This is a genomic window from Myxococcus sp. MxC21-1 (assembly GCF_032612255.1).
Lineage (GTDB): Bacteria > Myxococcota > Myxococcia > Myxococcales > Myxococcaceae > Myxococcus > Myxococcus virescens.
Genome location: NZ_CP123278.1, coordinates 272,105 through 297,687, shown reverse-complemented (window position 1 = coordinate 297,687; position 25,583 = coordinate 272,105). Strand labels below are relative to the sequence as shown.

Genomic DNA, 25,583 nt, shown 5'->3' with positions numbered 1-25,583 from the left:
CCGGGCGGGCCTCAGATGTGGAGGCCCACCTGGATGCCGGGCCAGTGCTGGAGGCGTTGATCCGGCTCCGGATGGGTCTCCCGGACGGACAGCCGGGTGATGGAGTCGAAGTCCGACTCGCCCCAGGAGAACCACGCGTTGTAGGTGGGCCCGGCGAACACGGCCAGGCGGGGCATGAGCTGGAAGCCCAGCATCAAGCGGGCCTGCCCCAGCACATTGCCGCCGTCACCCTCCAGCGGGTTGCGCACCGGCTGGACGGCGCCGCCCGTCACGTCCAGGTCCACCCAGAGCCGCTGGGACAGCGTCATGTGCCCGCCCACGCCCGCCGCGAAGCTGAAGCGCGCGTCGCGGCCCGGCTCCAGGCCCGCCATCAGCGTGAAGTAGACGGCCCCGCCGCCCAGCTTCACCCCCATGTTGGCGACCTGGATGTCGCTCAGCCAGAACTCCATGTGGGTGGAGCCCCGGCGCAGCCCTCGCGAGGAGGACTCGGAGACCTCGTCCCCCGGCTGCAGGGCGAAGGCCCCCCGCTCGCTCATCAGCGAAAGGCGGGGTGCGTACCGGGACTCAGCGGTGGCTGTCCCCGCCCACAGCCCGAATGCGAGGAGCGCAAAGGATTTCATCACTCATGCTTTTCCAGCGTGAGGGAGGCCTGCGTCAAGTTCCCGGGCAATGACAGAGGTGCCGAGGAGGCGTCGGGATTTCCAGCCAGTGCCTCCGCGGCGGCCAGCACCACCGCCACGTCGAAGGGCGCATCGGACGAAACGAAGAAGAAACGCTCGAACCCCGGGGCATCGTCCAGCTCGTAGGCGCGCGGCAACACCTGCGTTCCCGACGGCACCAGGGCCATGGACCGGGAGCCCTCTTCCGGCGCGTGGAGGGTGACGGCGCCGTTGCCATCCAGGGAGACGATGACGCCATGCGAGCGGCCCGAGGCGATGTACGCCACCTGCACCACGTCACCCGCGGCGGCGGCGGCCCCGTCGGCGAGCCGCTCCGGGCGGGCGGCGGACTGCCGGTGGATGACGAGCTGCGGCGCCAGCCCCTTGATGCGCGTGACCTCCCGGGTGTCCCCCGGGGCCGTGCCGTGCCCGGTTTCCGAGGAAGGCAGGGCCACCATGACCAGCGCCACCGCGGCGAGCGCCGGCACCAGGCCCCACGCGGGCGACAGGCGGAAGGCCGGGCGGGGCGCGTCCTGCCGGGCCGCGCGCGCTTCCACTTCGCGGACCACCCGGGCGGGCGGCAGCGCCTCCAGCGTGGCGCGCGTGTCGGACTCCAGCGCCGCGAGCCGGGACAAGCCGTCGGGCTCCTCGGCCAGCCGGGCGCGGGCGGCGGCCAGCTCCGCGGGCGGCAGCTCGCCCAGGGCGATTCGTTCCAGCAACCAATCCGGGGTGCGGTGGTGGGCGGATGTCATGCGGCCTCCAGCTCCAGCTCTTGCAGCACTGCCGTCAGCGCCCGCAGGCGCTTGCGCACGCCGGACACGGACAGCCCCACTTCGCGGGCCGTCTCCTCCAGCGTCATCCCATCCACCAGGTGCAGCACCGCGATGTCCTGACTGGACGCGGGCACCCGGCCGAAGAGGCGGTCCAGCAGGCCGCGCGCGGCGGTGCGGGACTCGGTGTCGTCGGCGGAGGCAATCTGCAGCACCAGTTCGTCCTCCCGGTCCTCCGGACGCCGCTTCGCGCCGCGCAGCCTGTTGAGGCACACCGTGGTGGCAATCCGGTGCAACAGGCTCGACGGCGCCGCGTCCTTCAGCGCGCCCTGGTAGCGCAGCAACTGCACGAACACGTCGTGCATGGCGTCCACGGCCTTCTCCTCGTCACGCAAGAGGAAGCGGCAGCGCCGGAGCACCTGGGGGCCATAGCGCCGGTAGTAGGCCTCCACATCGATTGACACCGCTCGCTCGCCTCCCTCGGTTGCCGCGGACAGGGAAACACCGCGGCCTCGGAGAACTGTCACTCGGACTTTTCAGTCCCGAGTTTCCTGGGGACTCTTCGGGAATCAGCGCGGCGTCCTTGTACCCAGGTACAATGCCGCCCTTCGATCCGGTAAAAGCTACAAGCAAGCAGACACGCGAGCGCGTGAAAGAAGGGCCGGGCACTGTCAGGTTGGCGATGAAATCGGGGCCAGTTCGCTGTAACTGAGAAACACAACCCCGGTACGTTGCCCCCTCGCCCTCCCCTCCACGGCGCCCGTGCTCACCTCCAACGACTCCGCCCTGTCGGGCCTGCTGAACGCGTATCTCGCAGCGCAGCTCGCCGGGAACCGGCGCGAGGCGTTGCGGCTGCTCGTGGACGAGGGACTGCTCCGGGGCATCCCCCTCCAGACGCTGCACCTGGAGGTCATCCAGCCCGCCCAGTATGAAATCGGCCGGCTGTGGCAGGAGAACGTCATCTCCGTGGCGCAGGAGCACCTGGCGACCGCCGTCTCCCAGCTCGCGCTCGCGCACCTGTACCGGCACCTGCCCAGGGACCCATTCAACGGCAAGGTCGTCCTCGTCTCCTGCGTCCAGGGCGAGCTGCATGAAGTGGGCGCGCGCATGTCCAGTGACTTCCTGGAGATGACCGGCTTCGACGTGCGCTTCCTGGGCGCCAACGTTCCACCGGAGCACCTGGCCCGCATGACGAACGAGCTTCGTCCGGACCTGGTCGCCCTCTCCGTGACGATGACGTACCACCTGCCCGCGCTCCGCGAAGCCGTGGCGCACGTGCGCAAGACACTCCCGGATGTCCCCATCGCCGTGGGCGGCATGGCCTTCAACTGGGCCCCCGGACTGGAGGAGGAGCTGGGCGTGAACTTCTTCGGCAAGGACGCGCGGCAGTTCGTCGCGTCCGCCTGTCGGGCCCTGGGAGTCTGAAAGCACCATGGAGAGCGTGAGCAAGAGCGTGGAAGCACGGGCGGACCGGCTGGCCACCGCCTCTCAGGAGGCGCTCTATCAGGACCCCTTCTGGGCCGCCCGCTACGGGCTGGAGCGCGCGCAGCGCTTCGGTGACGAGGACGCGCGCTTCCACATCCGCTACCTGGTGCAGGCCCTGGACGAGCACCTCCCCTCTGTCCTGGAGGGCTACGCCCGCTGGCTGCGCACCCTGCTGGTGTCGCGCGGCATGTGCTCGCGTCATCTGGACCGGCACTTCGCCGGGCTGGCCGCCGCGCTGGAAGCGGAAGGCTGGGGCCCCGGGAGCGAACCCCACGACTACGTGGGCGCCGCGCGACAGGCCCTTCGCTACCAGGAGGGCCCAGCCCGCCTGCTGGAGGAGGAGGCGCCCGAGCTCGCGCGCGCCGCCACGGCGCGCCTCACGCTCTACATCATCCCCGAGGACCAGCCCCGCCTGGAGGAAGAGCTCCAGTTGCAGCTGTCCTACGTGGCCGACGCGCTCGCCGCCGGGAAGCCCGACCTGCTGGGCGACCATGTGCGCTGGTACGCCGGCTTCTGGCCACGGCGCGGATTTGGCCTCCTGGCATTTCCCAGTGTGCTGGGCATGTTGAAGTCCGTGCTGGGCTCACGTCACCCCGAAGCACGGACACTCCTCTCCGAAGCGGGGGTGTCCTGGGAGGAGACTCGTTCATGAGGCTTCCCGCCTCCGCCGAGCCGCCGTTCTTCGACGACCTCAGCCGCGAGGTCGCCCTGGCCTGCGACGCGGGCGGCACCCTCACCTGGGTGGACGCCCGCGCCCGGAACGCCCTCGCCGCCGAACCCGGACAACCGCTGCGTGGGCTGGCAGCCCAGGGCACCGAAGAGAAGGTGGACCGGCTGCTGGTCCAGGCGCGCGAAGAGAAGGTGGAGGGCTGGGAGCTCATCCTCTGCCGGGACCAGGTGCCCGCGACGTTCGCCTTCCGCGCCCGGCCCCATGACGGAGGCGTGCTGCTGGTGGGCAGCCTGGTGCCGGAGGACTACGGCAGCGCGCTTGAGCGGGTGAGCACCACCCTGAGCGAGCTGTCCGCGCTCCACCGCGAGACGGAGCGCCAGCAGCGCGAGCTCAAGCGCCGCGCGGACGAACTGGCCCGCCTCAACAACGAGCTGGAGGAGTCGAACCGCGGCGTGCGCAGCCTCCACGCCGCGCTGGATGAGAAGGCCGAAAGCCTCCAGCTGGCCGCGGAAATCAAGAGCCGCGTGGTGGCCAACGTCAGCCACGAGTTCCGCACTCCGCTGCACTCCATCCTCGGCCTGTCGAAGGTGCTGCTCAACCCCATCAACGGCCCCTTGAGCGGCGAGCAGGAGAAGCAGGTCCAGTTCATCCGCAACTCGGCGGAGGCCCTCTTCGAGCTGGTGAATGACCTGCTGGACCTCTCCAAGATGGAGGCCGGCAAGGCGGCGCTGCGCCACAGCCGCTTCGTGGTGCACGACGCGCTCAGCGCGCTGCGCGGCATGATGAAACCGCTCTTGCCGCCTGGCGTGCCCGTGGAGCTGCGGTTGGTGGAGCCAGACGCGTCGCTGGAGTTGGAGACGGACGAATCCCGGCTGAGCCAGGTGCTGCGCAACCTGGTGTCCAACGCGCTGAAGTTCACCGAGTCCGGCCACGTCACGGTGTCAGCGGCGCCCGGCCCCCGGGACACGGTGGTCTTCACCGTGCAGGACACGGGCATTGGCATCGCGCCGGAGCACCACGAGCGCATCTTCGAGGAGTTCTCACAGGTGGAGAGCCACCTGCAGCGCAAGGCGAAGGGCACCGGCCTGGGCCTGCCGCTGGCGCGCCGGCTGACGGAGCTCCTGGGCGGCACGCTCACCGTGAAGAGCGCGCTGGGACAGGGCGCCACGTTCACCGTCACCCTCCCGCGCGTCCACCTGGAGGTCACGGAGATGACCGGCCTGACGGAGCGCAGCGAGCACCTGGACCCCAGCCGGGCCCCGGTGCTGGTGCTGGAGGACGACCGGCAGACGCTCTTCCTCTACGAGAAGTACCTGGCGCGCTCCGGCTTCCAGGTGCTGCCGGTGCGCAGCACGGATGAGGCCCGGCGCGTGCTGGAGCGCGTGCGCCCCGCCGCCATGGTGCTGGACGTCATGCTGGAGGGCGAGACGAGCTGGGGCTTCCTGGCGGACATGAAGAACAACGAGGCCACCCGCGACATCCCCATCCTGGTGGTGACGGTGACGGACCGCGAGCAGAAGGCCCGCGCGCTGGGCGCCGACGAGTTCTGGCTCAAGCCGGTGGACGAGGTGCGGCTGCAACGCAAGCTGCAAGCCATGGCCCGCACCGGTCCGGTGGAGCGCATCCTCATCATCGACGACGATGATGTGCACCGCTACCTGCTCAAGCAGCTCCTCAAGGACATGCCCTACGCCCTGCTGGAGGCGTCTGGCGGCAAGGAAGGCGTCCAACTGGCGCGGGAGAAGTCCCCGCACCTCATCTTCCTGGACTTCGTGCTGCCGGACATCACCGCCTTCGACGTGCTGGACGAGCTGAAGGCGGACCCGCGCACGCGTGAGGTCCCCGTCATCCTCCACACCTCGCACGAGCTGAAGGAGGCCGAGCGCTCGCGGCTGGCGAAGGAGACGGCCGCCATCCTCGCCAAGCACACGCTGAGCCGCGAGGTGGCCATCACCCGCATCCGGGACGCACTGTCCAAGGCCGGCCTGGGCTCCCAAGCGCTGCCGCAGGAGGCAAGCCGCCGTGGTTGAGCCCCGTCTGGCCACCGTCCTCAACGTCAACGACGACGACGCCAGCCGCTACCTCGTCAGCCGGCTGCTCTCGCTGGCGGGCTACAACGTGCTGGAGGCGGCCACCGGCATGGGCGCGTTGCTGATGGCGCAGCAACACCGCCCGGACGTCGTCATCCTCGACGTGAAGCTGCCGGACATCAGCGGCTACGAGGTCTGCGAGCGGCTGCGCGCCAATCCCCAGACCGCGGCCATGGCGGTGCTGCACACCTCCGCCACCTTCGTCACCTCCGACAAGAAGGTGCGCGGCCTGGACGGCGGCGCGGACGCCTACCTCACCCAGCCCTTCGAAGGCGCGGAGCTCATCGCCACGGTGAAGTCGCTGTTGCGCCTGCGCCACGCGGAGCAGGTGGCGCGCAACCGCGCCAACGAGCTGGCGGAGATGGACCGCCGCAAGGACGAGTTCCTGGCCATGCTGGGGCATGAGCTGCGCAACCCGCTGGCCGCCATCATGACGGCCATTGGCATCCTGGAGCGCAGGCCCACCAGCGATGACAAGGAAGCGCGGATGCGCGGCATCATCCAGCGCCAGACGAACCACCTGGCGCGGCTGGTGGATGACCTGCTCGACGTCAGCCGCATCACCCGCGACAAGGTGGAGCTGCGCCCCGGCAACGTGGACCTGGTGCCCCTGCTGAGGCAGGTGCTCCAAATCGCGCAGCCCATGGCGGATTCGCGTGGGCTGGGCCTGGACGTCTCGCTGCCTTCCGGTCCGCTCTGGCTGCGGGCGGATGCCACGCGGTTGGAGCAGGTCTTCACCAACCTGCTCGACAACGCCATCAAGTACACCGACGCGGGGGGCGTCCACCTGCATGTGGAACTGGAAGGCGTGGGCGGCTCGGCCCAGGCGGTGGTGCGGGTGAAGGACTCTGGCATCGGCATCCCGCCGGAGGTGCTGCCGCACATCTTCGAGCTGTTCGCGCAGGCGGACACCTCGCTGGAGCGCTCGCGCGGCGGCCTGGGTATTGGCCTGACGCTGGTGCGCAAGCTGATCCAGCTCCACGGCGGCGAGGTGACGGCGCGAAGCAACGGCCCCGGCCACGGCAGCGAGTTCGTGGTGAAGCTGCCCCTGGACCCCACGATGGGCGAGTCCGCGCCCACGCGCGACGCGGTGGACCTCCGCCGCGGCCGGCGCGTCCTGGTGGTGGAGGACAACTCGGACGCGCGTCAGGCCATGCGCGACCTGCTGGAGCTGTGGGGCCACCAGGTGGCGGTGGCGCCGGACGGCCTCCAGGGCGTGGCGCTCGCGGTGGCGCAGCCGCCCGAGCTGGCGCTGGTGGACATCGGCCTGCCAGGGCTGGACGGCTACCGGGTGGCGCAGACGCTGCGCGCCCAGGTGGGCAATGACATCCGGCTGGTGGCCATGACGGGCTACGGCAGCCCCGAGGGACAGGACCAGGCACTGCGCGCCGGGTTCGACCGGCATCTGGTCAAGCCCGTGAAGCCTGACGAGCTGAACCGACTCCTCTCCGAGCTGTGAGGGATTGAAGCGGCGCAGGCTCAGCGGCGGTTCAGCGCGTTGGCCACCAGCCCCAACAGCTTCACCTTCGCGGGCTCCAGCGGACGCACGGTGCGCAGCAGGCGCCGGACCTCGGGGCGCTCCTGCGGCGAGGTGGGCGGCTCACCGGGACGCGCGCCCCCGTTGACGGCGTTCGCGGAGAGCCCCAGGAGCTCATCCGCTGAGACGTGGAGCTCGTGGCATAGCTTCAGCAGCGTCTGCACGCTGGGCAGCATCCCGCCGCGCTCCAAGCGCCCGTAGACCTCGGTGGCCACATCGATACGCTCAGCCACGTCCGCCTGGGTGAGCTCCAGGCGGGTGCGAGCAACGCGCGCGGCAGCTCCGATTGTGGTTGCGAGTTTCTTGTCCATGCCTTACCGACCCGGAACGTTTGGCCGCTGGCATAGGACGTATGGGGGCAGACAGACAGAACTTGCCGGGTCAGTCTCCAATTGTTCACCCATAGGGTTGCTGTGCACGCGGTGGACTTCGCGAGTCCATCCACGACGCGCGGCCGATGCCTTTTCTCGACGGAAAACGTCGAGTGCGAGGCCTCCACATGCCTTCCGGACCCATGCAGTCACCTGGGTGGCAGGAGAACCTGACACGTTGTGCGGCGACTTTCCTACGGTTCCGTCGAGTCCTGCACGCTGTCCCGCCCTCTAGGGTTGGTTCATGTTTTCAACGTGCGCAGAAGCGCTTCACCACGCTTCATATCTATCTGGAAATACAGGACTTGATGAATCGCAGGAGACCTCACCGGGTGTGCGAACCCCCGGCAGGACTGACACCGGGGGTATTTCCAGACTCAGGTGAACGAGCGCGGTGACGATGCGGCGGATACGCTGAAGGCCGATGGCGGTCGGCCGGAATTTGCTGGTGAAACTGTGCGTGGCGATGGGCGTGGTGGCGCTGCCGCTGCTCGTCGTCATCCTGGGGTTCGTCTTGCCGCAGCTGCGGGAGCAGCTTCGCGCGGACCGCATCCTGGGACTGAAGCAGGCGGTGGAGACGGCCTACGGCGTGTTGGAGGTCTACGAGGCCCGTGAGCGGTCGGGCGCGCTGACGCGACAGGAGGCCCAGGCGCAGGCCGCGGCGCTGCTGGAGCAGCTGCGCTACTCACAGGTGGAGTACTTCTGGGTCAACGACCTGGACACGCGGCTCGTCATGCATCCGCACCTGCCGGACATGCTGGGCAAGGACCTGAAGGGCTACCGCGACGTGCGCGGCAAGCCGGTGTTCGTGGACATCGTCACGTTGGCGCGGGCCCAGGGCCAGGGCGCGGTGTCCTACGAAGCCACGCGGCCGGGCTCGCCGGAGGCCATTCCGAAGGAGAGCTACGTGAAGCTCTTCGCGCCCTGGGGTTGGGTGCTGGGCACGGGCGTGTACGTGGAGGACATCGAGCGCGAGGTGGCGGCGGTGCGCCAGCGCATCCTCCTGGCGGTGGGCGGCGCGCTGGCGCTCGCGCTGATGGCCGGCGCATCTCTGTCGCGCCGGGTGGTGCGGCCGGTGCGGGAGCTGGCGCAGGCGGCGCACCGGGTGGCGCGCGGTGATTTGGAGACCCGGGTGGAGGTGCGCTCCTCGGACGAGGTGGGCCAGTTGGCGGCGGCCTTCAACACCATGGTGACGGGACTGCGCGAGGTGGTGGCGGCGCTGGTGGATGCGGCGGGCGCCACGGCGGCGGACGCGGAGCGCATCCGAGCCTCCGCGGAGGCGTTGTCCGTGACGACGCGGGAGCAGTCGGACTCACTCCAGCGCGCCGCGCAGACGGTGCAGGGCATGAGCGCGCGGGTGTCGCAGGGAGCGGAGGCGGCGCGCACGGCGGCGAAGACGGCGGCGGACAACGGTCAGGTGGCGCGCGAGGGTGGCGCGGCGGTGGGACAGGCGCTGCGGAAGATGGCGGAAATCGTGGAGGTGGTGGAGGCTCGGCGCGGACGGTGGAGCGGTTGCAGGCCTCTGGCCGGGTGACGGCGGAGATGTTGCGGCTCATCCAGCAGGTAGCGGAGGAGACGCAGTTGTTGGCGGTGAACACCGCGATTGAAGCGGCGCGCGCGGGCCAGCACGGCAAGGGCTTCGCGGTGGTGGCCGGCGAGGTGCGCAAGCTGGCGAACCGGACGCGGGATGCGGCGGGGCAGGTGCAGACGCTGCTGAGCCGGAGCGAGGCGGACACGCGGGCGGCGGCGGACCTGATGCGCCAGGGCACCACGGCGGCGCAAGAAGGGCTGGGCTTGTCCACGACGGCGGGAGACGCGCTGTCGCGGTTGCTCGCCGGCGTGAATGAGATTGGCGGCAAGGTGGAGCGGATGGCGGACGAGAACACGCGCCAGTCCGCGTCGGGGGAGAGCATCGCCGGGAGCATCCAGGCGCTCTCGGTGCGCTCGACGGAGTCGGTGGCTGGCGTGCAGCAGATTGCCCGCTCCGTGGAAGACCTCCGGGCACGGGCGTCCAAGCTGAAGGACCTGGCCGGACGCTTCACGTCGCGGGGGTGAATTGGCCGCGGCCCACATGGCCCCCAACCTCCCAGAACTGGGCCACGAACGGTGCCAGTTCTTCGCCAGCATCTGGTTCGCCGCGTGCGTTGGCCCCCAATGAAGTTCAAGGTCCTCTCATTCTGCGTGTTGCTGTCGGGATGTATCCCCCGCTCCGCGACGCTTCCACGCGCCGCACCGGAAGAAGCCGCGTGGTTCAAGTTCCCGAACGCGCTTCCTCCTGACGGCCGACAACGGATGCGCAGCCGCCAGGGACACGGGCCTGGGGAGGACTTGTGGGCAACTCAGGGCGCGCCGTGCGCGGCACCGAGCGCGCGCCGGTCGACCTTGCCGGCGGAGGTCCTCGGCAGGGCGTCCACGAAACGAATCGACTTCGGCGTCTTGTAGCGAGCAAGCCGTCCGTCGCAGAAGCGCAGCAGGGCCTCCGCCGAAGGCGCGGTGCCCGGCCGTGCGACGACGAGCGCGCGCGGCGTCTCCCCCACTTGGGGTCCGCCACGCCGATGACGGCGACCTCGGCCACATCGGGATGCCCCGCGAGGACGCTCTCCACTTCCGACGGGTAGATGTTCTCTCCGCCGGAGATGATGAGGTCCTTGCTGCGGCCCACGATGCGGAAGCATCCCTCCGCGTCCCGCGTGGCCAGGTCACCGGTGTGCAGCCAGCCGTCCGCGAAGGTGCGGGCGGTGTCCTCCGGACGGCGCCAGTAGCCCGCGCACAGGTGAGGGCCTCGCAAGAGCAGCTCGCCCACATCGCCCGGCTGCGTCTCACCGTCGATGCGAGCCTCGACGTGGAACAGGGGAACGCCCACCGCCCCCGGCTTGCGGCGCACGTCTTCCGGCGGAAGCCAGAAGTTGTTGGGGCCCGCTTCCGTGAGGCCATACCCCGTCTTGAAGTCCACGCCCCGAGCGAAGAAGCGCTCGAAGACGGGGGCCGGGCAGGGCGCGCCGCCGCTGATGACCAGCTTGAGGCGTGACAGGTCCACGGCATCGAAGCGCGGGTGGCGCTGCATCTCGATGAACATGGTGGGCACGCCGAAGAAGAGACTCACCACGCCCCGCTGCACGAGGTCGAACACGCCCTCCACATCGAAGCCCCGGCACACCACCGATGCGCCGCCGATATAGGCCAGCGGCGCGGTGAAGACGCTGAGTCCTCCGGCATGGAACAACGGCGCGTTGAGGATCGCCACGTCATCGGCGGTCAGGCCCCAGCCCATCACCGTGTTCACCGCGTTGGCGGTGATGGAGCGATGCGTGAGTACCGCGGCCTTCGGCAGACCGGTGCTTCCGCCCGTGTAGCAGAGCACCCATGGAGCATCCTCCTCCAGCTCCAGCGGAGGAAGGGCCACGTCCGTCTGCGTGTCGCGCTCGGAGAAGGCCCGCTCGCTCGGCCCTGGAGCCGCGAGACTGAGCCAGTGGCGCACGAAGGACGCACCAGACCGCACGGCCTCCACCTGGGCTCGGAACTCCGGCCCGAAGACGAACACAGACGGCTCGGCATCCGCGAGCAGTCCACCCAGCTCCGTGGCACTCAGCCGCCAGTTGAGAGGCTGAAGGACGGCGCCCAGCTTCGCGCACGCGAAGAAGAGGTCGAGGAACTCGACGCAGTTGTAGGCGAGCACCGCCACACGGTCCCCTCGCCCCACGCCCAGCGCATGGTGGAGGAAAGCGGCGGTACGCGAAGCCGAATCGTTCCATTCACGAAAGGAGATGCGTCGCTCGCCATGGTCGGCGTCGATGAGGGCGGTAGGCTCAGGGGCCAGCGCGGCACGCCGGGCCAGCCAGTCATGGACGATGGGCATGGTATCCACGCTAGCTGAACCCGGCGGCATCGTCCGCTCCCTGCCCCGCAAGCCCTGGCGCCGATACATCGTCGTGTTCCTGTCCAACCTGGGCTACCGCTACTACGACGCGAAAGTGGCCGACGCGGCTGACTTCGCGAAGGACGAAGACGGCTTCCCTTACGTCAGCACGTCCATCAGCGACACGCAGCGAATCCCTGCGCTGGGCCGCCGAATCGACGCGATGATGCGGGAGCGTCAGCGCGCACGCCCCCAGGTTCCTCCCGCGGAGGACGCCGCTCCCCAACAGGCGCCTCGGCCCGCTCGATAGAATGGGGCTTTCGGACGTGCCGTCGCGTGCTTGAAAGTACGTGCCGGGACACACACAGCACGGCCTGAATGTCCGTCATCCCAGGCACACAGAAAGTCGTCACGAACATGCTCGCGCACCACACAACCCAGCTCGTTGCATTGAGCCCTGCGCCGTCGACCCTCGCCGAGGGCGCCACGCCACCGTGGCCGCCTCCACCGCTGCGCGTTCAGCCGAAGCCGCCCGCGCATTATCAAGGGACCATGAACACCCTCGTCATCGGCATCGGCCTTCCGTTACTGGGCGCCTACGCCCTCTACGAAAACGAGCGCGCCGTGGCCATGGTGGGCTTCATCGGTGGACTGGTGGCGTGGATCTTCGCCGCGCTCCGGTTCAGCCAGGAGAGCAAAGCCCGCCAGCACAACCAGGCCGAACACGTTGAGCACGTGCGCCGCGCCATCCTGACGTGGGCGCGCATCACGGATTCGGCCATCGTGGAGCAGGTGCGGGACAGCGACGGCCGCGGCACCCACTACCTGCTCGACCTCCACGTCACCCCGTGGCACCCGTCCCACCCAGCGCCGCGAAAGGTGCCCCTCCGGTTGAGAGTCCCGGTGGCGCACGGCCCCCATGTGGTGCCGGGCGCGTACCTCGGCGTGCTCTCCGACCCGGAGGCGGCATGGGTCGTCCCGCAGAGCCTCCTCACCCTGCAGGGCGCGCAGCTCCCCCTCTGAAGCACGCCCTCACGGCACCAACACCAGCTTCCCCACCGTGCCGCCGGACTCCAGTGCCCGGTGCGCATCCGCCACCGCGTCCAACGGAAACGACTTCACCGGTGGCGGCACCAGCTTCCCCTCCTCCAACCAGCCCAAGAGCCGCGCCATGGACTCCTCCAGCACGGCGCGCTGCTCGAACAGGTACGACAGGTTGAACGCCAGCACGCTGGTGTTGTCGTTCGTCAGCGAGAGCGGATCGAACCGGGGCGTGCGCAGCCAGTCCCAGGCCAGCTTCGCGTAGTTCGGCCGCCCACCGGTGCGCGGCAGCATGGAGTGGAAGCCGTAGATGACGAGCTTCCCCGGCGACGCCAGGTGCTTGTAGCTGTCGCGCAGCGTGGACGGCCCGTTCGCATCCAGCACCACGTCATACCCACGGGGCGCCGCCTTCTTGGCCGCGCTCCACAAGTCCTCCCGGCTCTTGTCGATGACGACCTCCGCCCCCTGCGCGCGAGCCGTCTCCACCTTGTGCGTCCCACCCACCACGCCCACCATCCGGCACCCGGCGATGCGGCCCAACTGGAGCAGCGCCCCACCCACGCCGCCCGCCGCGGAATGCACCAGCACGTTGGCCCCCGGACGCGGGTGCGCCAGCTCAAACAGCGCGTAGTACGCGGTGAGGAACACCGTGGGGAACCCCGCGGCCTGCTCCATGCTCAGCCGCGCGGGCAATGTGAACACCTGGTGACGAGGCACCGTCACGTGGGTGGAGTACCCACCAAAGCGCGTCACGCCGAACACTCGCGCGCCGGGGGCCAGGTCCTCCACCCCTTCGCCCACGACCTCCACGCGGCCGGCGAACTCAAAGCCCGGGGTGATGGGCCACCCCACGTACTCCTTCGCGGAGGCGTACAGCCCCATGCGGATGACACAGTCCGCATAGTTCACCCCGATGGCTTCGGTGGCCACCCGGACCTCTCCGATTCCAGGTGAAACCTGATTCACCTCTTCAATGTGGAGCTGTTCGTACCCACCGGCTTTGCGGATGACGACCTTGCGTGCGCGCATACCCCGTTGAGTACCACGCGACGCAGCGCGACAACGTCAGTGCACGTCCAATCGACGGAAGACGCTCGCGTGAGATGTCTCTAGACTCTGTATCGCGCTCGAGGACAGGTCCTGTTCCGGACGCGTCTTCCAAAAACAAACAGAGGAGTATGCCCATGCGATTGAGGCCTTCGCTGTATCTCGCGAGCACGCTGCTGCTTGGCATCACCACCGGCTGCGGCGAGGACATCGCGTCCCACGAAGAGGCGCTTGGCGAGGTGGAAGCCGCGGCGGTCTCCACCGCCGGCGCCACCACGCACTTCCGGAACTGGCTGTCGTCCAACGGCTACAACAGCTACGACTTCGTTCGCACGGACCTCACGGGCGGCAGCTACGGCGGCAAGGCCAGCGCCTCCGACACCGTGACGAAGCAGCCCGTCATCTTCATCCACGGCAACTCGGACAAGGCGGTGGGCTCGGTCTTCGCCCAGACGGGCTGGACGAACTCCCTCGAGTACTTCCACTCGCGGGGCTACAAGACGAGCGAGCTGTACGCCACGACGTGGGGCCCGGCCAACGCGCTCCAGTCGGCGAACCAGTACCACTCGAAGCAGAACGTGATGAAGGTGCGCAAGTTCATCGAGGCGGTGAAGGCGTACACCGGGGCCTCGAAGGTGGACATCATCGCCCACTCCATGGGCGTGACGCTGGCGCGCAAGGCCATCCTCGGCGGCACGGCCCACGACGCGGCGGACGGCGGCACATACAACGTGGGCGCGCCGCTCACGTCCTCGGTGGACACCTTCGTCGGCATCGCCGGCGCCAACCTGGGCCTGACGTCCTGTTACATGTCCGGCCCGTCGACGCCCACCTGCGGCTCCACCAACGGCCTGTACCCGGGCTACCTCTTCTGGGGCAGCGTCACCGGCCGCTCGACGTACCTCAATGACTTGCGCTCGACGAGCGGTTACGAGGGCGCCTTCCGCTACACCATCTACTCCACGGCGGACGAAATCATCGGCTACGACGGCATCGTCTACGGTGAGTACACGTCGCGCATCCCCGGGCAGACGGGTGAGAAGCGCTACACCGGCTACCCCTACGGCCACTTCAACTCGAAGGACCTGACGGCCGAGGTTCAGTACGACATGGTGGTCAACCACACCATCCCGTAGTCCTCCGCCCCCGGCGCCTCCACCCTCGCGAAAGGGTGGAGGTGGACCGGCTCAACACCCCACTACGGCTGGGGCAGCACGCCCGGCGTCGGATCGCCTTCCTGGCCCGGCGTGGGCGGAGGCAGGCGCTCCGGCGTGAGCGGCTCGGACGCCGGCGCGGGCGGAGACTCCGGCCGCGGCGCCTCCTCCTTCGCGGGAGCGGACGGCACCTCGATGCGCCCCGCCGCCGCGTCGCGGACGAAGGCGAAGGCCGCCTCGTTGAAGCGCTCCGCACAGTCGAGCTGCACGGTGTGCCCACAGCCCTCCAGCGCCACCAGCTTCGCGCCGGGGATGTGGGACGCGCCGTACTCCATGATGCCGCGCGCCTCGCCGCCGTGGAGGAAGGGGCTGGGGATGAGCCGGTCATCCGTGCCGTAGATGATGACGGTGGGCACGGTGACGCGGTGCAGGTTGTCGCGCACGAAGTCGTTGTGGGACAGGCCTCGCACCGTGCGCACGTTGGCGTAGGCGTAGGCGTCGAACTCGGGCGACTTCGCCAGCCGCACGCGCTCCTCAATCAGCCACTCCAGCTCCGGCCGCCAGTGCATGAAGTTGGCCTGGCGCACGCTGCCCCAGATGCTGGCCTCCGGCGCGGACTTGATGAACTCGGAGCTCATCGCCCGCGCGAACCACTCCTTCTCCCGCCAGCTGAACTTCTCGAAGCCGGCGGGCGACGCCAGCACCAGCCCGCTCAGTGACTCCGGGTAGCGGATGGCGAAGGAGAGCGACGTCTGCCCGCCCATGGAGTGACCGGCGAGCACGGGCTTGTCCAGGCCCAGGCCGTCCACCAGCTCCAGCACCGCGTCCGCCATGGCCTCCATGGTGTACGGGAAGGTGCCGGGCTTGTCGGACTTGCCGTAGCCGGGCAGGTCCACCGCGATGACGCGGTAGCCCTGCTGCTGGAAGGCGTCCAGCTGCGCCCGCCAGAACTTCAGGTACGAACCCAGGCCGTGGATGAAGACGACGGCCTTCGCGTCCGGGCCGCTGCCGGGCATGTCGACGTAGGCCATCTGGGGCACCACGGCCATGCCGTACTGATTCGCGGTGCGCGGAAGCGGAATCCGTTTCACCGGCCAGGGCTGCTTCGAGCCCTCGGAGGTGTAGTCCAAATCCTGGAAGGAGAGCGCGGGCTGGTGCGCGTACGAGCGCACGCAACCGGCGGAGGAGAGCCCCGCCGCGAGGAGCAGGGCCGTGAATGCGCGGGAGGTGCTCATGGTCAGAACGCGTACCAGGTGAAGGTGGTGAAGACGGAGAAGGGATTGGTCCGGATGGTGGGCGAGCCGTCGTAGAAGCTGCCCCGGAACAGGTAGCCCGCGTGCAGGCCGGCCGTCATGAGGTAGCGGATGTGGTAGCGCAGCTCCGCGTTGACCTCGGTGCCAATGTACCGGCCGCGCTCGACCTCGGGCGTCCACCGCACGGGCGTCGCGTCGGAGGTGGCGGTGCCCACGCCCAGCTTGAGGTTCAGCTTGTTGGGCACCATGTCCCACGCCGCGGTGGCGATGGCGGCGCGCATGCCGTAGCCCTGGTTGGAGATGTCCGTCACCGCGCCCGTGTAGTTGTTCACCGTGCTGGTGAACGGGAACAGGATGAGCATCTTGTGGTTGAACCACACCGCGCCCGGCAGGCCGTACTGGTTGAGCGTGAAGGCACCGGTGTAACGGCTGTCGGAGAGGTCGTCGTCACCAGTGGTGTACATACCCTCCAGCGTGAGCATGTCCGCGGGCCCGCGGCCCCACTGGTACATCAGCTCCAGGTTGGCGGAGAGGCCGGAGATGTTGAGCTCGGCCAGGGCGGAGCGCTCCGGGTCGTCGCTGACGTACTTGCCGCCGTTGTACATGACGAAGCCGGACGCGCCGAACCGGCCCGTGCGGAAGTCGATGTTGTGGTTGAAGTTGGCGCCCGCCCAGAAGACGTTGCCCGTGGGCCGCGCGATGTCGAAGCGCGCCGTGCCCGTGAAGGTGTTGAGCCCCGTGGAGGACGGACCGCTCTTCACCAGGCCCTCGAAGGCGTAGGCGTCACCCTTCGTCTGGTCGTTGAGGAACCACAGCGACAGGCCCACGTTGGTGTTGGGCCGCACCGGGTAGACGTAGTCACCGGTGATGAGCCAGATGTACTTCAGGCGCGGGTCGTTGCGCGTGCCCTTGTCCGCCTGCGCGGTGCCCAGCGGCATCAGGCTCAGCTTGGCCAGACCCTTGTAGCCACTGAAGAGGGAGATGCCCGTGGCATCGCTGCCCAGGAAGCTCATCTTGTAGCCGGTGCGGGTGATGTCCGACAGCGGCGTGCGCGTGGGGTCGTAGACGTTGTCGTAGACGGGCTGCGTGCCCACCAGCAACGTCAGCTCACGCGGCTTGCGCGTGGGATACAGCGCGACGTTGACGTTCTTCGTCTGGATGTTGACCTGGTCGGCGTTGAAGCCGCCGCCCTCGTTCTGCTGGAGCGCGTTGGCCGACCGGCCCCACATGTAGTCGATTTCGAACTGGGCCCGGAAGGAGGCCAGCCCGTCCACGAAGTGGGGGCTGTACTCCATGACGGGAATCCACCGCTGCTCGATGAAGTACGCGGACAGGCCGGGCTCGGCGCGCACCGCGCTTCCCGCGGGCATGCCAATGGGGCCCAGCGACACGCCGCGAAGGCCGGCCGGGTCGCCCACCTGGTTCTGCACCGACACACGCGTGAAGAAGTAGTTGATGAGGCTGAACTGACTCGGCTTCGCGTCCTCGTCGCGGTTCGCCTCGTCGTTCCACTCACCGTAGTAAAGGCCGGGAACGGGCGTGCTCTGCGCCGCCGCCGGAAGCGACACACCCGCCAGCGCCAACGCCAGGGCTCCCGCGGACCGCCGCGCCGCCCTGCGTGCCTCGGACAACCACCACCGTGCCATAAACACCTCGGCCCCATGCGCGGGGGCGCTCCCAGCCTTCCGGCCGGACTGCGAACGTCTGCGTGCTCGACTTTTTCCGTGGCCCGCGGACTGCCCGCCTCGCGAGGCCGTGCTCCACCCCTGCCGCGCCCGCGCCACACGGCACCCGCCGGGCACGGGCCCCACGCGGAAGGGAGGAGGAGCACGCCTCCCTTCCGGCGGGACTCACGCTAGCCGCCGATGGTGTAGCGCTGCACCGCCTTGCCCTCGAACGGCCGGCTCTCGCCCCCGATGACCTGGTTCACCGTGGCCGAGCCCACACCGCCCGCCGCGCAGTTGGCGCCCGTGGCGCCGCCCTCGAAGAAGAGCTCCAAGTCCAGCGTTCGCCGGTCCGCGGAGAACGCGCCACGGCCCACCTGCCGGAAGCCCGGGAAGGTGAACGCGACGTCGAAGCACTCGCCGTCACCCTGCACGTTCTCGATGCTCACGACGGTCGAGGTGAAGGTCAGCGCGTTCTGCGGGAGCTCGGGGTTGCAGGTGCCGGACATGCCCGCGTTCGGCGCGCCCTCGATGGTGCCCGGGATGCTGTCGACCCGGAAGTTGCCGCCCTGCACCGTCATGGTGACGCTCTGATAACACTGCGAGCTGGCACCGAAGTTGATGTCTTCACTGAAACCGTTCGGATGGCTGGGAATGTTGGCCCCAGTCATCGTCAGCGTCTTGCCTTCCACGAACGCCAGGATGCCCTGCGGCGTGCTCAGGTTGGGCGTGTTGTCCACCGGGTCGCTCTCACCACAGCCCACCAGGGACAGCGCAGACGTCATCACCGCGGACAGCAGCATCTTCTTCATGGGTTGCTCCTCTTCCTCCGGCGGGCATCGCCGGGCTGACGCGACAGTCGACAGGCAGCGAGCCACCGTTGGCGTGGCCCGTCCTTCAAGGTGCGTTCACGCTCAATGACGCGAGCGGTCCCGGTCCGCGGCCACGGCCGCGTCGCGAAGCTCACGCTTGAGAATCTTTCCGGCCGCGGAGATGGGCAGGCGGTCCATCAGCTCCACGCGCTTGGGCACCTTGAAACGCGCCACGCGTCCCCGCAGGTGCTCCAACAGCGCCTCCGCCGAAACCTTCCCATCCGGCTTCAACACCACGAAGGCGCGGCCAACCTCGCCCCACTTCTCGTCGGGCACGCCCACCACGGCGCACTGCGCCACCGCGGGGTGCTCGTACAGCGCGGACTCCAGCTCCAGCGGGTAGATGTTCTCTCCACCGGAGATGAACATGTCCTTCTTGCGCCCGGCGATGGTGAAGAAGCCGTCCGCGTCCACGCGCGCCAGGTCGCCGGTGTGCAGCCACCCTTCCGCGTCAATCGCCTCGCGCGTGGCGGCATCGTCCTCGAAGTAGCCGGAGCACATGGAGGGGCCCTTGAGGAGCAGCTCACCCACCTCGCCCGTGGGGACCTCCCGGCCGTCGTCATCCACCAGCTTCGCGGCGATGAAGTAGTTGGGCCGGCCAATGGAGCCCGCCTTCGACACCGCGTACTCCGGCCCCATGCTGAAGAGGCCCGGGCCGAACTCCGTCATGCCGAAGCCCTGCTTGAAGGGCACCGGGTGCACCGCCTGCCACGCCTGGATGAGCGGCACCGGCAGCGCCGCGCCGCCGCTGGTCATGAAGCGCACGGAGGAGAAGTCCGTCGTCTTGAAGCGCGGCGACTCCAGGAGCTGCTGGTACTGCGTGGGCACCGCGAAGAAGAGCGTCACCTTCTCCCGGGGGATGAGGTCCAGCAGCGCCTCCGGTTCCCACCGGCGCATGAGGACGACGGTGCCGCCCACGGTGAGCAGCGGCAGCGTGTACACGAGCAATCCACCCGTGTGGAACATGGGCGTGTGCGTCACCGTGACGTCGCCGGGCCGCACCTCGTGGACCAACGTGTTGAGGGTGTTCCACGCCACCATGCGGTAGCTGACGCGAGCCCCCTTCGAGCGCCCCGTCGTCCCGCCGGTGAAGATGAGACAGAGGATGTCCTCCTCGGACACCGCGTCCTGCGTCACCGGCGAGCCCGGCACGTGGGCCAGCGTCGCCGCGTAGGCGTCCGCGCCCGGCAGGCCTTGCGACTCCAGGGACACCAGCCGGGGGCCGCCGCCCAGGCGCTCGCGGACGTCCGCCACGGTGTCGCGGAAGTCGTCGCCGAAGAGGAGCACGCCGGGACGGATGGAGCGCACCAGGTCCGCCAGCTCGGCGGCGTGCAGGCGCCAGTTGAAGGGGACGAAGACGGCGCCAATCTTCGCGCAGGCGAACAGCGCGTCCAGGTACTCCACGCCGTTGTGGGCCACGATGCCCACCCGGTCGCCCTTCTTCACGCCGGCCACGTCACGCAGCCAGCCGCCCAGCGAGGTGGCGCGCATGTTCATCGCGCGGTAGGTGAAGCGGCCCGCGTCACCCCGGGACGGGTCCACCACCGCGACACTGTCGGGCCAGTAGAGGGCGCCACGGCCCATCCAGTCACCGATGAACATGTGCGCGCCCTCCGTCATGGCGTGACTCAGGCCGTCCAGCGGTAGAGGGCGGAGGCCATGGCGAGCCCGCCGCCGCTGGCACACAGGGCCACCAGGTCGCCGCGCTTCACCTTGCCCTGCACCACCGCGTCATCCAGCGTCATCGGGATGCAGGCCGAACCGGTGTAGCCCCACTTATCCATGGTGTAGTGGGCCTTCTCCATCGGCTGGCCCAGGATCTTCATGGTGGCTTCGATGGTGCGCAGGTTGAGCTGCGTGAAGACGAACTGCTTCACGTCGTCCAGCTTCAGGTTCTGCCGCTTGAGGAGCTGGTCCAGCAGCATGGGCCAGCGCTCGGTGTTGAACGTCGCCGGGAACTTGCGGACGAACTGCACCGCGGGCTTGCCGCCCGTGAGCGCCAGCGACTCCGCGGTGGCCGGGCGGTTGGTGCCGCCGGTGTAGACACCCAGCGCGTCGTGGTACTCGCCGTTGGCCAGCAGCTTCGCGCCCATGAAGCCGGGCGTGTCACCCGCGCCCAGCACCACCGCGCCCGCGCCGTCCGCGAACAGGGTGGCGGTCTTCTTGTCCTTCCAGTTGATGTAGCGCGACATGCCGTAGGCGCCCACGACGAGGATGCGCTGGTAGCTGTCATCCGCGGCAATCGTCTTCGAGCCCACGTCCAGCGCCGTCACCCAGCCCGCGCACGCGCAGTTGAGGTCGTAGGTGCCGGCGTTCACCGCGCCCAGCTTCGCCTGCACCACGGAGGCCGTGGCGGGGCTGAGGTAGTCCGGGGTGTCGGTGGCGATGATGATGAGGTCCAGCTCCTCCGGCTTAGTGCCCGCGCGCTCCAGCGCCTGGCGAGCTGCGCCCACGCAGAGGTCGGAGGTGGCCTGGTCATCCGCCATCATGTGGCGTTCGCGAATGCCCACGTTCTGCTGGAGCCACTCATCCACCTTCTCACCGAGAATCTTCTCGACGTCAGCGTTGGTGAGGACCTTCTCGGGGACGTAGCGGCCAGTGGAGAGAATCTGGGCGTATCGCATGGATGTTCGTCAGCTCCGGGCGCCGCGCGCCGGTCGGCGGGCGGGACGCAGGGTGTTCTTCTTCAGGGGCTTTGGTTTGGGCTTCGGCTTCGGCTTCGAAGCGGCGGAGAACTTCACGGTGTTGCGGCCCGTGGACGCGCGCGGGTCCAGGCCGTGGGAGATGAGCGCCATCGCGGTATCGAGGACGCGCTCGAGCCCCGGGTCCTCCTCCCAGAGGACCCAGCGCATGCCGAGGAAATCACTGATGCCCATGAGGCAGTAGGCCAGCGCCTCCGGGTCCATGCGCCGCACCTGGCCCGCCTCCATGGCGCGGGTGAGCCCGCTCACGTAGCCGCGAGCGAAGCGGTCGTAGTAGCGGCGGTAGCAGGCTTCATCCACGAACTCCGCCTGGCGCACCACGCGATAGAGATTGGGGTGCTGCCGCACGAACTGGAAGAAGGTGCGCAGGCCCTGGCGCTCCACGTCGACGCGGTCCTCGCAGCCGGCCACGGACTCGGCGATGAGCCGGCGCAGGCGCGTGCCCAGCTCGTCCACCACTTCGACGAAGATGGACTGCTTGTCGGGGAAGTAGACGTAGAACGTCCCGAGCGCCACGCCACCCTTGCGCGTGATGTCCGCGATGGAGGCGCGCTCGTAGCCCTTCTCACCGAAGACCGACTCCGCGGCCTTCAACAGCTTCGCACGCGTCTTCTGGCCTCGCGGCGTGACGGGTCCGGAGCGGTCTTGAGAAGATGAAGCCCGATTCATGTTTCACCTAGCGGTAGCACCCGGCAGGGAGGGTGTCAAAGCACGGTCGATGGCTCCGCGCGTCAAACCGCACGTTCGACGCACGGCGTCAGCACTCGTGCGGCGCTGACGTGTGCAAAGCCTACTCTGAATGTTCAGTACACGTGCTCACGCGACGGGAGCCGTTGCGCGTCGGGACGTGCCGCGCAGGAGGCGGCGCGGGCACGACATGCCCCATCATCCTCGGCCTGAGTGACGGCCGGTGACACCGAGTAGACGGGTAGACACACGGCGCTCATGCGTGGCTCCTCCGAAGCGACATGCAGCCCACCGCACCGCGCTCGGAGCTGGAAATCACAAACACATAGGACTGTCGGCAATGGCCTCGCGAGAGGTCGTGCGCCGCCAGGCAGCCCCCCAGCACGCCACTGGCAGGCACTACGTCTCCCACCATAGCCGCCGGGCAGGTGCAGCCGAGGCGCCCCGAGCCGCGCACCGAGGTGGACGCGCACGCAACCCCACCCATGGGACTGCCACTGCTCGCCATTGAGGTCGGCGTAGATATCCCCTTCAAAGGGAGACGGCAGACCCGACAGGACCTCCTGGATGCACGCGGCGAGCCCGCGGCCCATGTTTTGCCGCCCTGCCCCAAAGCGCTCGGACTCCCGGCCCCGGCCCGTGACGCGGACCTGTTGTCGCGAGCACGGCGCACGGCGACGGGGGCTGGTTCGTGCGCCTCACGCATGCGCCGCTCGATCGCAACAACCCAGCCCATGCGGGCGTGCGGCCTCGAACCGATGAGCGCTTTCCGGAAATCGGTGGGCACGCTGCGCCGTGAACAGTCAGGCGCCAGCCCTCCGTTCATCCGGACACAATGCGCGGCGTCAACGAGCCCCGGGCAGGTGCCACCGCACCTGGCTCGCCCCAGCTTCGCGCCACCGTCCAGCCGAGGCGTCCCGCGGCGGACGGACACACCTTTCCACTGTCAGCATCGACACAGTTCACGGTGCGAATGGACGTCACATTCGAGGTTGCACCCTTGGAGCATCAAATATAAATTATCTGCCATCCCGCTAAAGTGCCTATAAATTCAAGGCAAACGCCCCCATGTTCCTGGACGAACTAGACCACCGCATCATCGACATGTTGCAGCGCGATGGCCGCGCCACGCAGCTGGAGCTGGCGCGTGCGGTGAAGCTGTCCCAGCCGGCGGTGGCGGAGCGGATCCGCAAATTGGAGGAGCGCGGCGTCATCACGGGCTACTCGGCTCGTGTGGACGCGGCGAAGCTCGGCAAGGACATCACGGCCTTCATCGGCGTGAGCATCGAGCACCCGAAATACTTCGACGAGTTCCTGACGAAGGTGTTGTCGCTGCCGGACGTCCTGGAGTGCCACCGCGTGGCGGGCCAGGACTCATACCTTCTCAAGGTGAAGACGGCGAACACCCGTTCGCTCGACTCCCTTCTGGTGGGAACGCTGCGCACCATCGCGGGAGTCACCCGCACGCAGACGACCATCGTCCTGACGTCCATGAAGGAGGACACGCATGTCCACGTGCCTCCGCAGACCCCGAAAGGAGCGTGACGTATGAGCGCCGACGCGATGAGCGCCCCCCTTCCCCCGCCGCCCGTATGGCGGTTGGCCCAGCGGATGTCCCGCATCAAGACGTCCGCGGTGCGCGAAATCCTGAAGGTCGCCGAGCGGCCCGACATCCTCTCCTTCGCGGGAGGCCTGCCAGCCCCGGAGCTCTTCCCGCTGGAAGCCATCGCCGAGGCGCACGCCGAGGCCCTGGCCACCGAGGGACGCGCCGCGCTCCAGTACAGCACCACCGAGGGCTTCGGCCCGCTGCGTGAGTGGATTTGCGGCCACCTCCAGAATCGCGGCCGCCAGTCCAACGCGGACCAGGTGCTCATCACCAACGGCTCGCAGCAGGGCATCGACCTGGTGGCCAAGGTCCTGCTGGACCCCGGTGACCTCATCATCGTGGAGAACCCCAGCTACCTGGCGGCGCTGCAGACGTTCGGCGCCTATGAGGCGCGCTTCGCCACGGTGGGCAGCGACGACCAGGGCATGCGCACCGACGACCTGGAGCGCCTGCTGGCCACGCACAAGCCCAAGCTGGTGTACGTGGTCGCCAACTTCCAGAACCCCAAGGGCACCACCCTGTCGCTGGAGCGGCGGCGCGAACTGGTCCGCCTGGCCCAGCAGTACCGCTTCCTCATCCTGGAGGACGACCCGTACGGCGAGCTGCGCTTCCGCGGCGAGCACCTGCCGTCCCTGTCCGCCTTCGACGACGAGGGCGTCGTCGTGTCGCTGGGCACCTTCTCCAAGACGCTGGCCCCGGGCATGCGCCTGGGCTGGGTGGTGGGCCCGCGCGACTTCGTGCGCAGCCTGGCCATCGCCAAGCAGTCCACCGACCTGCACACGGCCACGCTGGCTCAGCGCGCGGTGGTGAAGCTGCTGGCGCGCTTCGACTACGCGGCCCACCTGGAGTCGCTGCGCCCCGTCTACGGCGAGCGCGCCCAGGCCATGCTGGACGCCCTCCAGGCGCACATGCCCGCGGGCACCCAGTGGACGCACCCCGAAGGCGGCATGTTCCTGTGGGTGGAGCTGCCCGGCGGGCTGGACGCCCAGGCGCTGCTGCCCAAGGCGGTGGAGCAGAAGGTGGCCTTCGTGCCGGGCGCGCCCTTCTTCGCCAACAACCCGCGCCCGGAGTTCATGCGCCTCAACTACTCCAACCGCCCGCCGGAGCTGATTACCGAGGGCATGCGCCGCCTGGGCGCCGTGATTGCCGCCGAGCTGGGTTGAGCCGCTGGCGGAGCACCTTTGCCGCGCCGCGTCGGAAACGACGCGGCGCTTTTCGTTTCAGCAAAGTTGAAGATTGATTCAGGTTTCACATCGCTCACCGCTGGCCAGCGCGGTCGGGGTTTCGTACCCTGCGCGGCATTTCGTATCACCCCACCTGCCGGAGAGACACATGCAGCTCAAGGACCTGAAGATCATCGTCACGGGCGGCGCCCAGGGCATGGGCGCTCACTTCGCGCAGCGCCTGCACGAGGCGGGCGCCCAGGTGGCCGTGGGTGACGTGGCCGAGGAGCGCCTCGCCGCGCTGCCCGCCGGCATCCACCGCCGCAAGCTGGACGTGTCCTCCGAGGAGGACATCGTCTCCTTCGTGAACTGGGCGCAGGGCGCCATGGGCGGCCTCAACGGCCTCATCAACAACGCGGGCATCCTCCGTGACGCGCTGCTGGTGAAGAAGGACCGGACCACCGGCGAGGTGAAGAAGCTGTCCACCGCCGACTGGAACGCCGTCATCGGCGTCAACCTCACGGGCGCCACGCTGATGGTGCGCGAGGTGGTGGCGAAGGTCGCCGAGTCCGGCCAGAAGGGTGGCGTGGTCGTCAACATGTCGTCCATTGCCCGCCACGGCAACCGCGGCCAGTCCAACTACGTGTCCGCGAAGGCGGCGCTGGCGGCCAACACCGTCACCTGGTCGCGCGAGTTCAGCCCCTTCGGCGTGCGCGTGGGCGCGGTGGCCCCGGGCATGATTGAGACGCCGATGACGCAGGGCATGAACCAGAAGGCCCGCGACGCGCTGGTCTCCAACATCCCCGTGGGCCGCATCGGCGTGCCCGAGGACATCTGGCTCGCCGTGAAGTTCATCCTGGAGTGCGACTACTTCAACGGCCGCACCATCGACGTGGACGGCGGCCTCAACTTCTGAGCCCCCTCCTCCTCCGGGCGGCACGGCAGCGTGCCGCCTG

Annotated in this window: 24 protein-coding genes and 1 pseudogene; 13 read left to right on the top strand and 12 right to left on the bottom strand. The window is 68.9% G+C overall.

From position 1 onward, the window contains the following. Window positions 1–11: 11 nt before the first annotated feature. The 3 genes from QEG98_RS01355 to QEG98_RS01345 form a co-directional block, all read right to left on the bottom strand. Window positions 12–536 (bottom strand): peptidase, encoded by a 525-nt coding sequence (locus QEG98_RS01355; RefSeq protein WP_316565454.1) that lies wholly within the window; start codon window positions 534–536, stop codon window positions 12–14. A gap of 83 nt (window positions 537–619) precedes the next feature. Continuing rightward, on the bottom strand, window positions 620–1,411 hold the full coding sequence (locus tag QEG98_RS01350; RefSeq protein ID WP_316565453.1) for an ActD-like protein: 792 nt from the start codon (window positions 1,409–1,411) through the stop codon (window positions 620–622). Beyond that, the gene (locus QEG98_RS01345; protein ID WP_026113921.1) at window positions 1,408–1,893 is read right to left on the bottom strand and encodes an RNA polymerase sigma factor; all 486 of its coding nucleotides are present in this window, start codon (window positions 1,891–1,893) and stop codon (window positions 1,408–1,410) included. The genes QEG98_RS01350 and QEG98_RS01345 overlap by 4 nt, the downstream gene beginning before the upstream one ends. Before the next feature lie 298 nt (window positions 1,894–2,191). Between QEG98_RS01345 and QEG98_RS01340 the strand changes: the two genes are divergently transcribed. Genes QEG98_RS01340 through QEG98_RS01325 form a run of 4 tightly spaced genes read left to right on the top strand, consistent with a single transcriptional unit; the run spans window position 2,192 to window position 7,133 of the window. Then, complete coding sequence (locus QEG98_RS01340) at window positions 2,192–2,854, top strand: B12-binding domain-containing protein (protein WP_316565452.1); 663 nt, start codon at window positions 2,192–2,194, stop codon at window positions 2,852–2,854. Between the two features lie 7 nt (window positions 2,855–2,861). Continuing rightward, window positions 2,862–3,566: a hypothetical protein gene (locus tag QEG98_RS01335; RefSeq protein WP_090490950.1), complete on the top strand. Its 705-nt coding sequence runs from the start codon at window positions 2,862–2,864 to the stop codon at window positions 3,564–3,566. Further along, entirely contained in the window at window positions 3,563–5,614 is a 2,052-nt protein-coding gene (locus tag QEG98_RS01330; RefSeq protein ID WP_316565451.1) for a hybrid sensor histidine kinase/response regulator, read from the top strand. The genes QEG98_RS01335 and QEG98_RS01330 overlap by 4 nt, the downstream gene beginning before the upstream one ends. Beyond that, entirely contained in the window at window positions 5,607–7,133 is a 1,527-nt protein-coding gene (locus QEG98_RS01325) for a response regulator (protein WP_316565450.1), read from the top strand. Before QEG98_RS01330 ends, QEG98_RS01325 begins: the two co-directional genes overlap by 8 nt. 20 nt (window positions 7,134–7,153) lie before the next feature. On the opposite strand, the gene QEG98_RS01320 is transcribed toward QEG98_RS01325, so the two are convergent. Beyond that, complete coding sequence (locus tag QEG98_RS01320; RefSeq protein ID WP_090490953.1) at window positions 7,154–7,522, bottom strand: helix-turn-helix transcriptional regulator; 369 nt, start codon at window positions 7,520–7,522, stop codon at window positions 7,154–7,156. A 508-nt stretch (window positions 7,523–8,030) separates the two neighbouring features. On the opposite strand from QEG98_RS01320, the gene QEG98_RS01315 reads away from it, so the two are divergent. Together QEG98_RS01315 and QEG98_RS01310 are read left to right on the top strand one after the other, a co-directional pair. Beyond that, window positions 8,031–9,116 carry a cache domain-containing protein gene (locus QEG98_RS01315; RefSeq protein ID WP_316565449.1) on the top strand — a complete coding sequence of 362 codons (1,086 nt, stop codon included), beginning with the start codon at window positions 8,031–8,033 and terminating at the stop codon, window positions 9,114–9,116. After that, entirely contained in the window at window positions 9,086–9,637 is a 552-nt protein-coding gene (locus QEG98_RS01310; protein WP_316565448.1) for a methyl-accepting chemotaxis protein, read from the top strand. The genes QEG98_RS01315 and QEG98_RS01310 overlap by 31 nt, the downstream gene beginning before the upstream one ends. A gap of 284 nt (window positions 9,638–9,921) precedes the next feature. On the opposite strand, the pseudogene QEG98_RS01305 reads toward QEG98_RS01310, so the two are convergent. Then, a pseudogene (locus tag QEG98_RS01305) lies at window positions 9,922–11,438 on the bottom strand (acyl-CoA synthetase). Here QEG98_RS01305 and QEG98_RS01300 point away from each other — a divergent pair. Next, entirely contained in the window at window positions 11,437–11,748 is a 312-nt protein-coding gene (locus QEG98_RS01300) for a hypothetical protein (RefSeq protein ID WP_316565447.1), read from the top strand. The pseudogene QEG98_RS01305 and the gene QEG98_RS01300 overlap by 2 nt on opposite strands. Window positions 11,749–11,990: 242 nt before the next feature. Beyond that, entirely contained in the window at window positions 11,991–12,461 is a 471-nt protein-coding gene (locus QEG98_RS01295) for a hypothetical protein (RefSeq protein ID WP_316565446.1), read from the top strand. 9 nt (window positions 12,462–12,470) lie between these two features. Here the strand turns inward: QEG98_RS01295 and QEG98_RS01290 are convergent, their stop codons facing one another. Beyond that, window positions 12,471–13,508, bottom strand: coding sequence for a medium chain dehydrogenase/reductase family protein (locus QEG98_RS01290; protein ID WP_316565445.1), 1,038 nt, complete (start codon window positions 13,506–13,508; stop codon window positions 12,471–12,473). 155 nt (window positions 13,509–13,663) lie between these two features. Here QEG98_RS01290 and QEG98_RS01285 point away from each other — a divergent pair, with 155 nt between their 5' ends. Beyond that, on the top strand, window positions 13,664–14,662 hold the full coding sequence (locus QEG98_RS01285) for a lipase family protein (protein ID WP_316565444.1): 999 nt from the start codon (window positions 13,664–13,666) through the stop codon (window positions 14,660–14,662). Window positions 14,663–14,724: 62 nt separating this feature from the next. On the opposite strand, the gene QEG98_RS01280 is transcribed toward QEG98_RS01285, so the two are convergent. The 6 genes from QEG98_RS01280 to QEG98_RS01255 all read right to left on the bottom strand — a co-directional run bounded on the left by QEG98_RS01280 (window position 14,725) and on the right by QEG98_RS01255 (window position 21,840). Further along, the gene (locus QEG98_RS01280; protein WP_316565443.1) at window positions 14,725–15,915 is read right to left on the bottom strand and encodes an alpha/beta fold hydrolase; all 1,191 of its coding nucleotides are present in this window, start codon (window positions 15,913–15,915) and stop codon (window positions 14,725–14,727) included. Window positions 15,916–15,917: 2 nt separating this feature from the next. Next, the gene (locus QEG98_RS01275) at window positions 15,918–17,744 is read right to left on the bottom strand and encodes a hypothetical protein (protein WP_410477926.1); all 1,827 of its coding nucleotides are present in this window, start codon (window positions 17,742–17,744) and stop codon (window positions 15,918–15,920) included. Window positions 17,745–17,788: 44 nt separating this feature from the next. After that, entirely contained in the window at window positions 17,789–18,409 is a 621-nt protein-coding gene (locus QEG98_RS01270) for a hypothetical protein (RefSeq protein ID WP_410477925.1), read from the bottom strand. 102 nt (window positions 18,410–18,511) lie between these two features. Beyond that, a complete protein-coding gene (locus QEG98_RS01265; RefSeq protein WP_316565441.1) occupies window positions 18,512–20,089 on the bottom strand; it encodes a long-chain fatty acid--CoA ligase in 1,578 nt (525 codons plus the stop codon). Between the two features lie 8 nt (window positions 20,090–20,097). After that, entirely contained in the window at window positions 20,098–21,093 is a 996-nt protein-coding gene (locus QEG98_RS01260) for a ketoacyl-ACP synthase III (protein WP_316565440.1), read from the bottom strand. 9 nt (window positions 21,094–21,102) lie between these two features. Beyond that, window positions 21,103–21,840, bottom strand: coding sequence for a TetR/AcrR family transcriptional regulator (locus QEG98_RS01255; protein WP_316565439.1), 738 nt, complete (start codon window positions 21,838–21,840; stop codon window positions 21,103–21,105). Between the two features lie 709 nt (window positions 21,841–22,549). Here QEG98_RS01255 and QEG98_RS41555 point away from each other — a divergent pair. The 4 genes from QEG98_RS41555 to QEG98_RS01240 all read left to right on the top strand — a co-directional run bounded on the left by QEG98_RS41555 (window position 22,550) and on the right by QEG98_RS01240 (window position 25,543). Then, a complete protein-coding gene (locus QEG98_RS41555; protein WP_410477924.1) occupies window positions 22,550–22,657 on the top strand; it encodes a DUF5953 family protein in 108 nt (35 codons plus the stop codon). A 269-nt stretch (window positions 22,658–22,926) separates the two neighbouring features. Then, window positions 22,927–23,403 carry an Lrp/AsnC family transcriptional regulator gene (locus QEG98_RS01250; RefSeq protein ID WP_316565438.1) on the top strand — a complete coding sequence of 159 codons (477 nt, stop codon included), beginning with the start codon at window positions 22,927–22,929 and terminating at the stop codon, window positions 23,401–23,403. Between the two features lie 3 nt (window positions 23,404–23,406). Further along, on the top strand, window positions 23,407–24,627 hold the full coding sequence (locus tag QEG98_RS01245; RefSeq protein WP_090490966.1) for a PLP-dependent aminotransferase family protein: 1,221 nt from the start codon (window positions 23,407–23,409) through the stop codon (window positions 24,625–24,627). A gap of 169 nt (window positions 24,628–24,796) precedes the next feature. After that, a complete protein-coding gene (locus QEG98_RS01240) occupies window positions 24,797–25,543 on the top strand; it encodes an SDR family oxidoreductase (protein ID WP_011550357.1) in 747 nt (248 codons plus the stop codon). Window positions 25,544–25,583 lie beyond the last annotated feature (40 nt).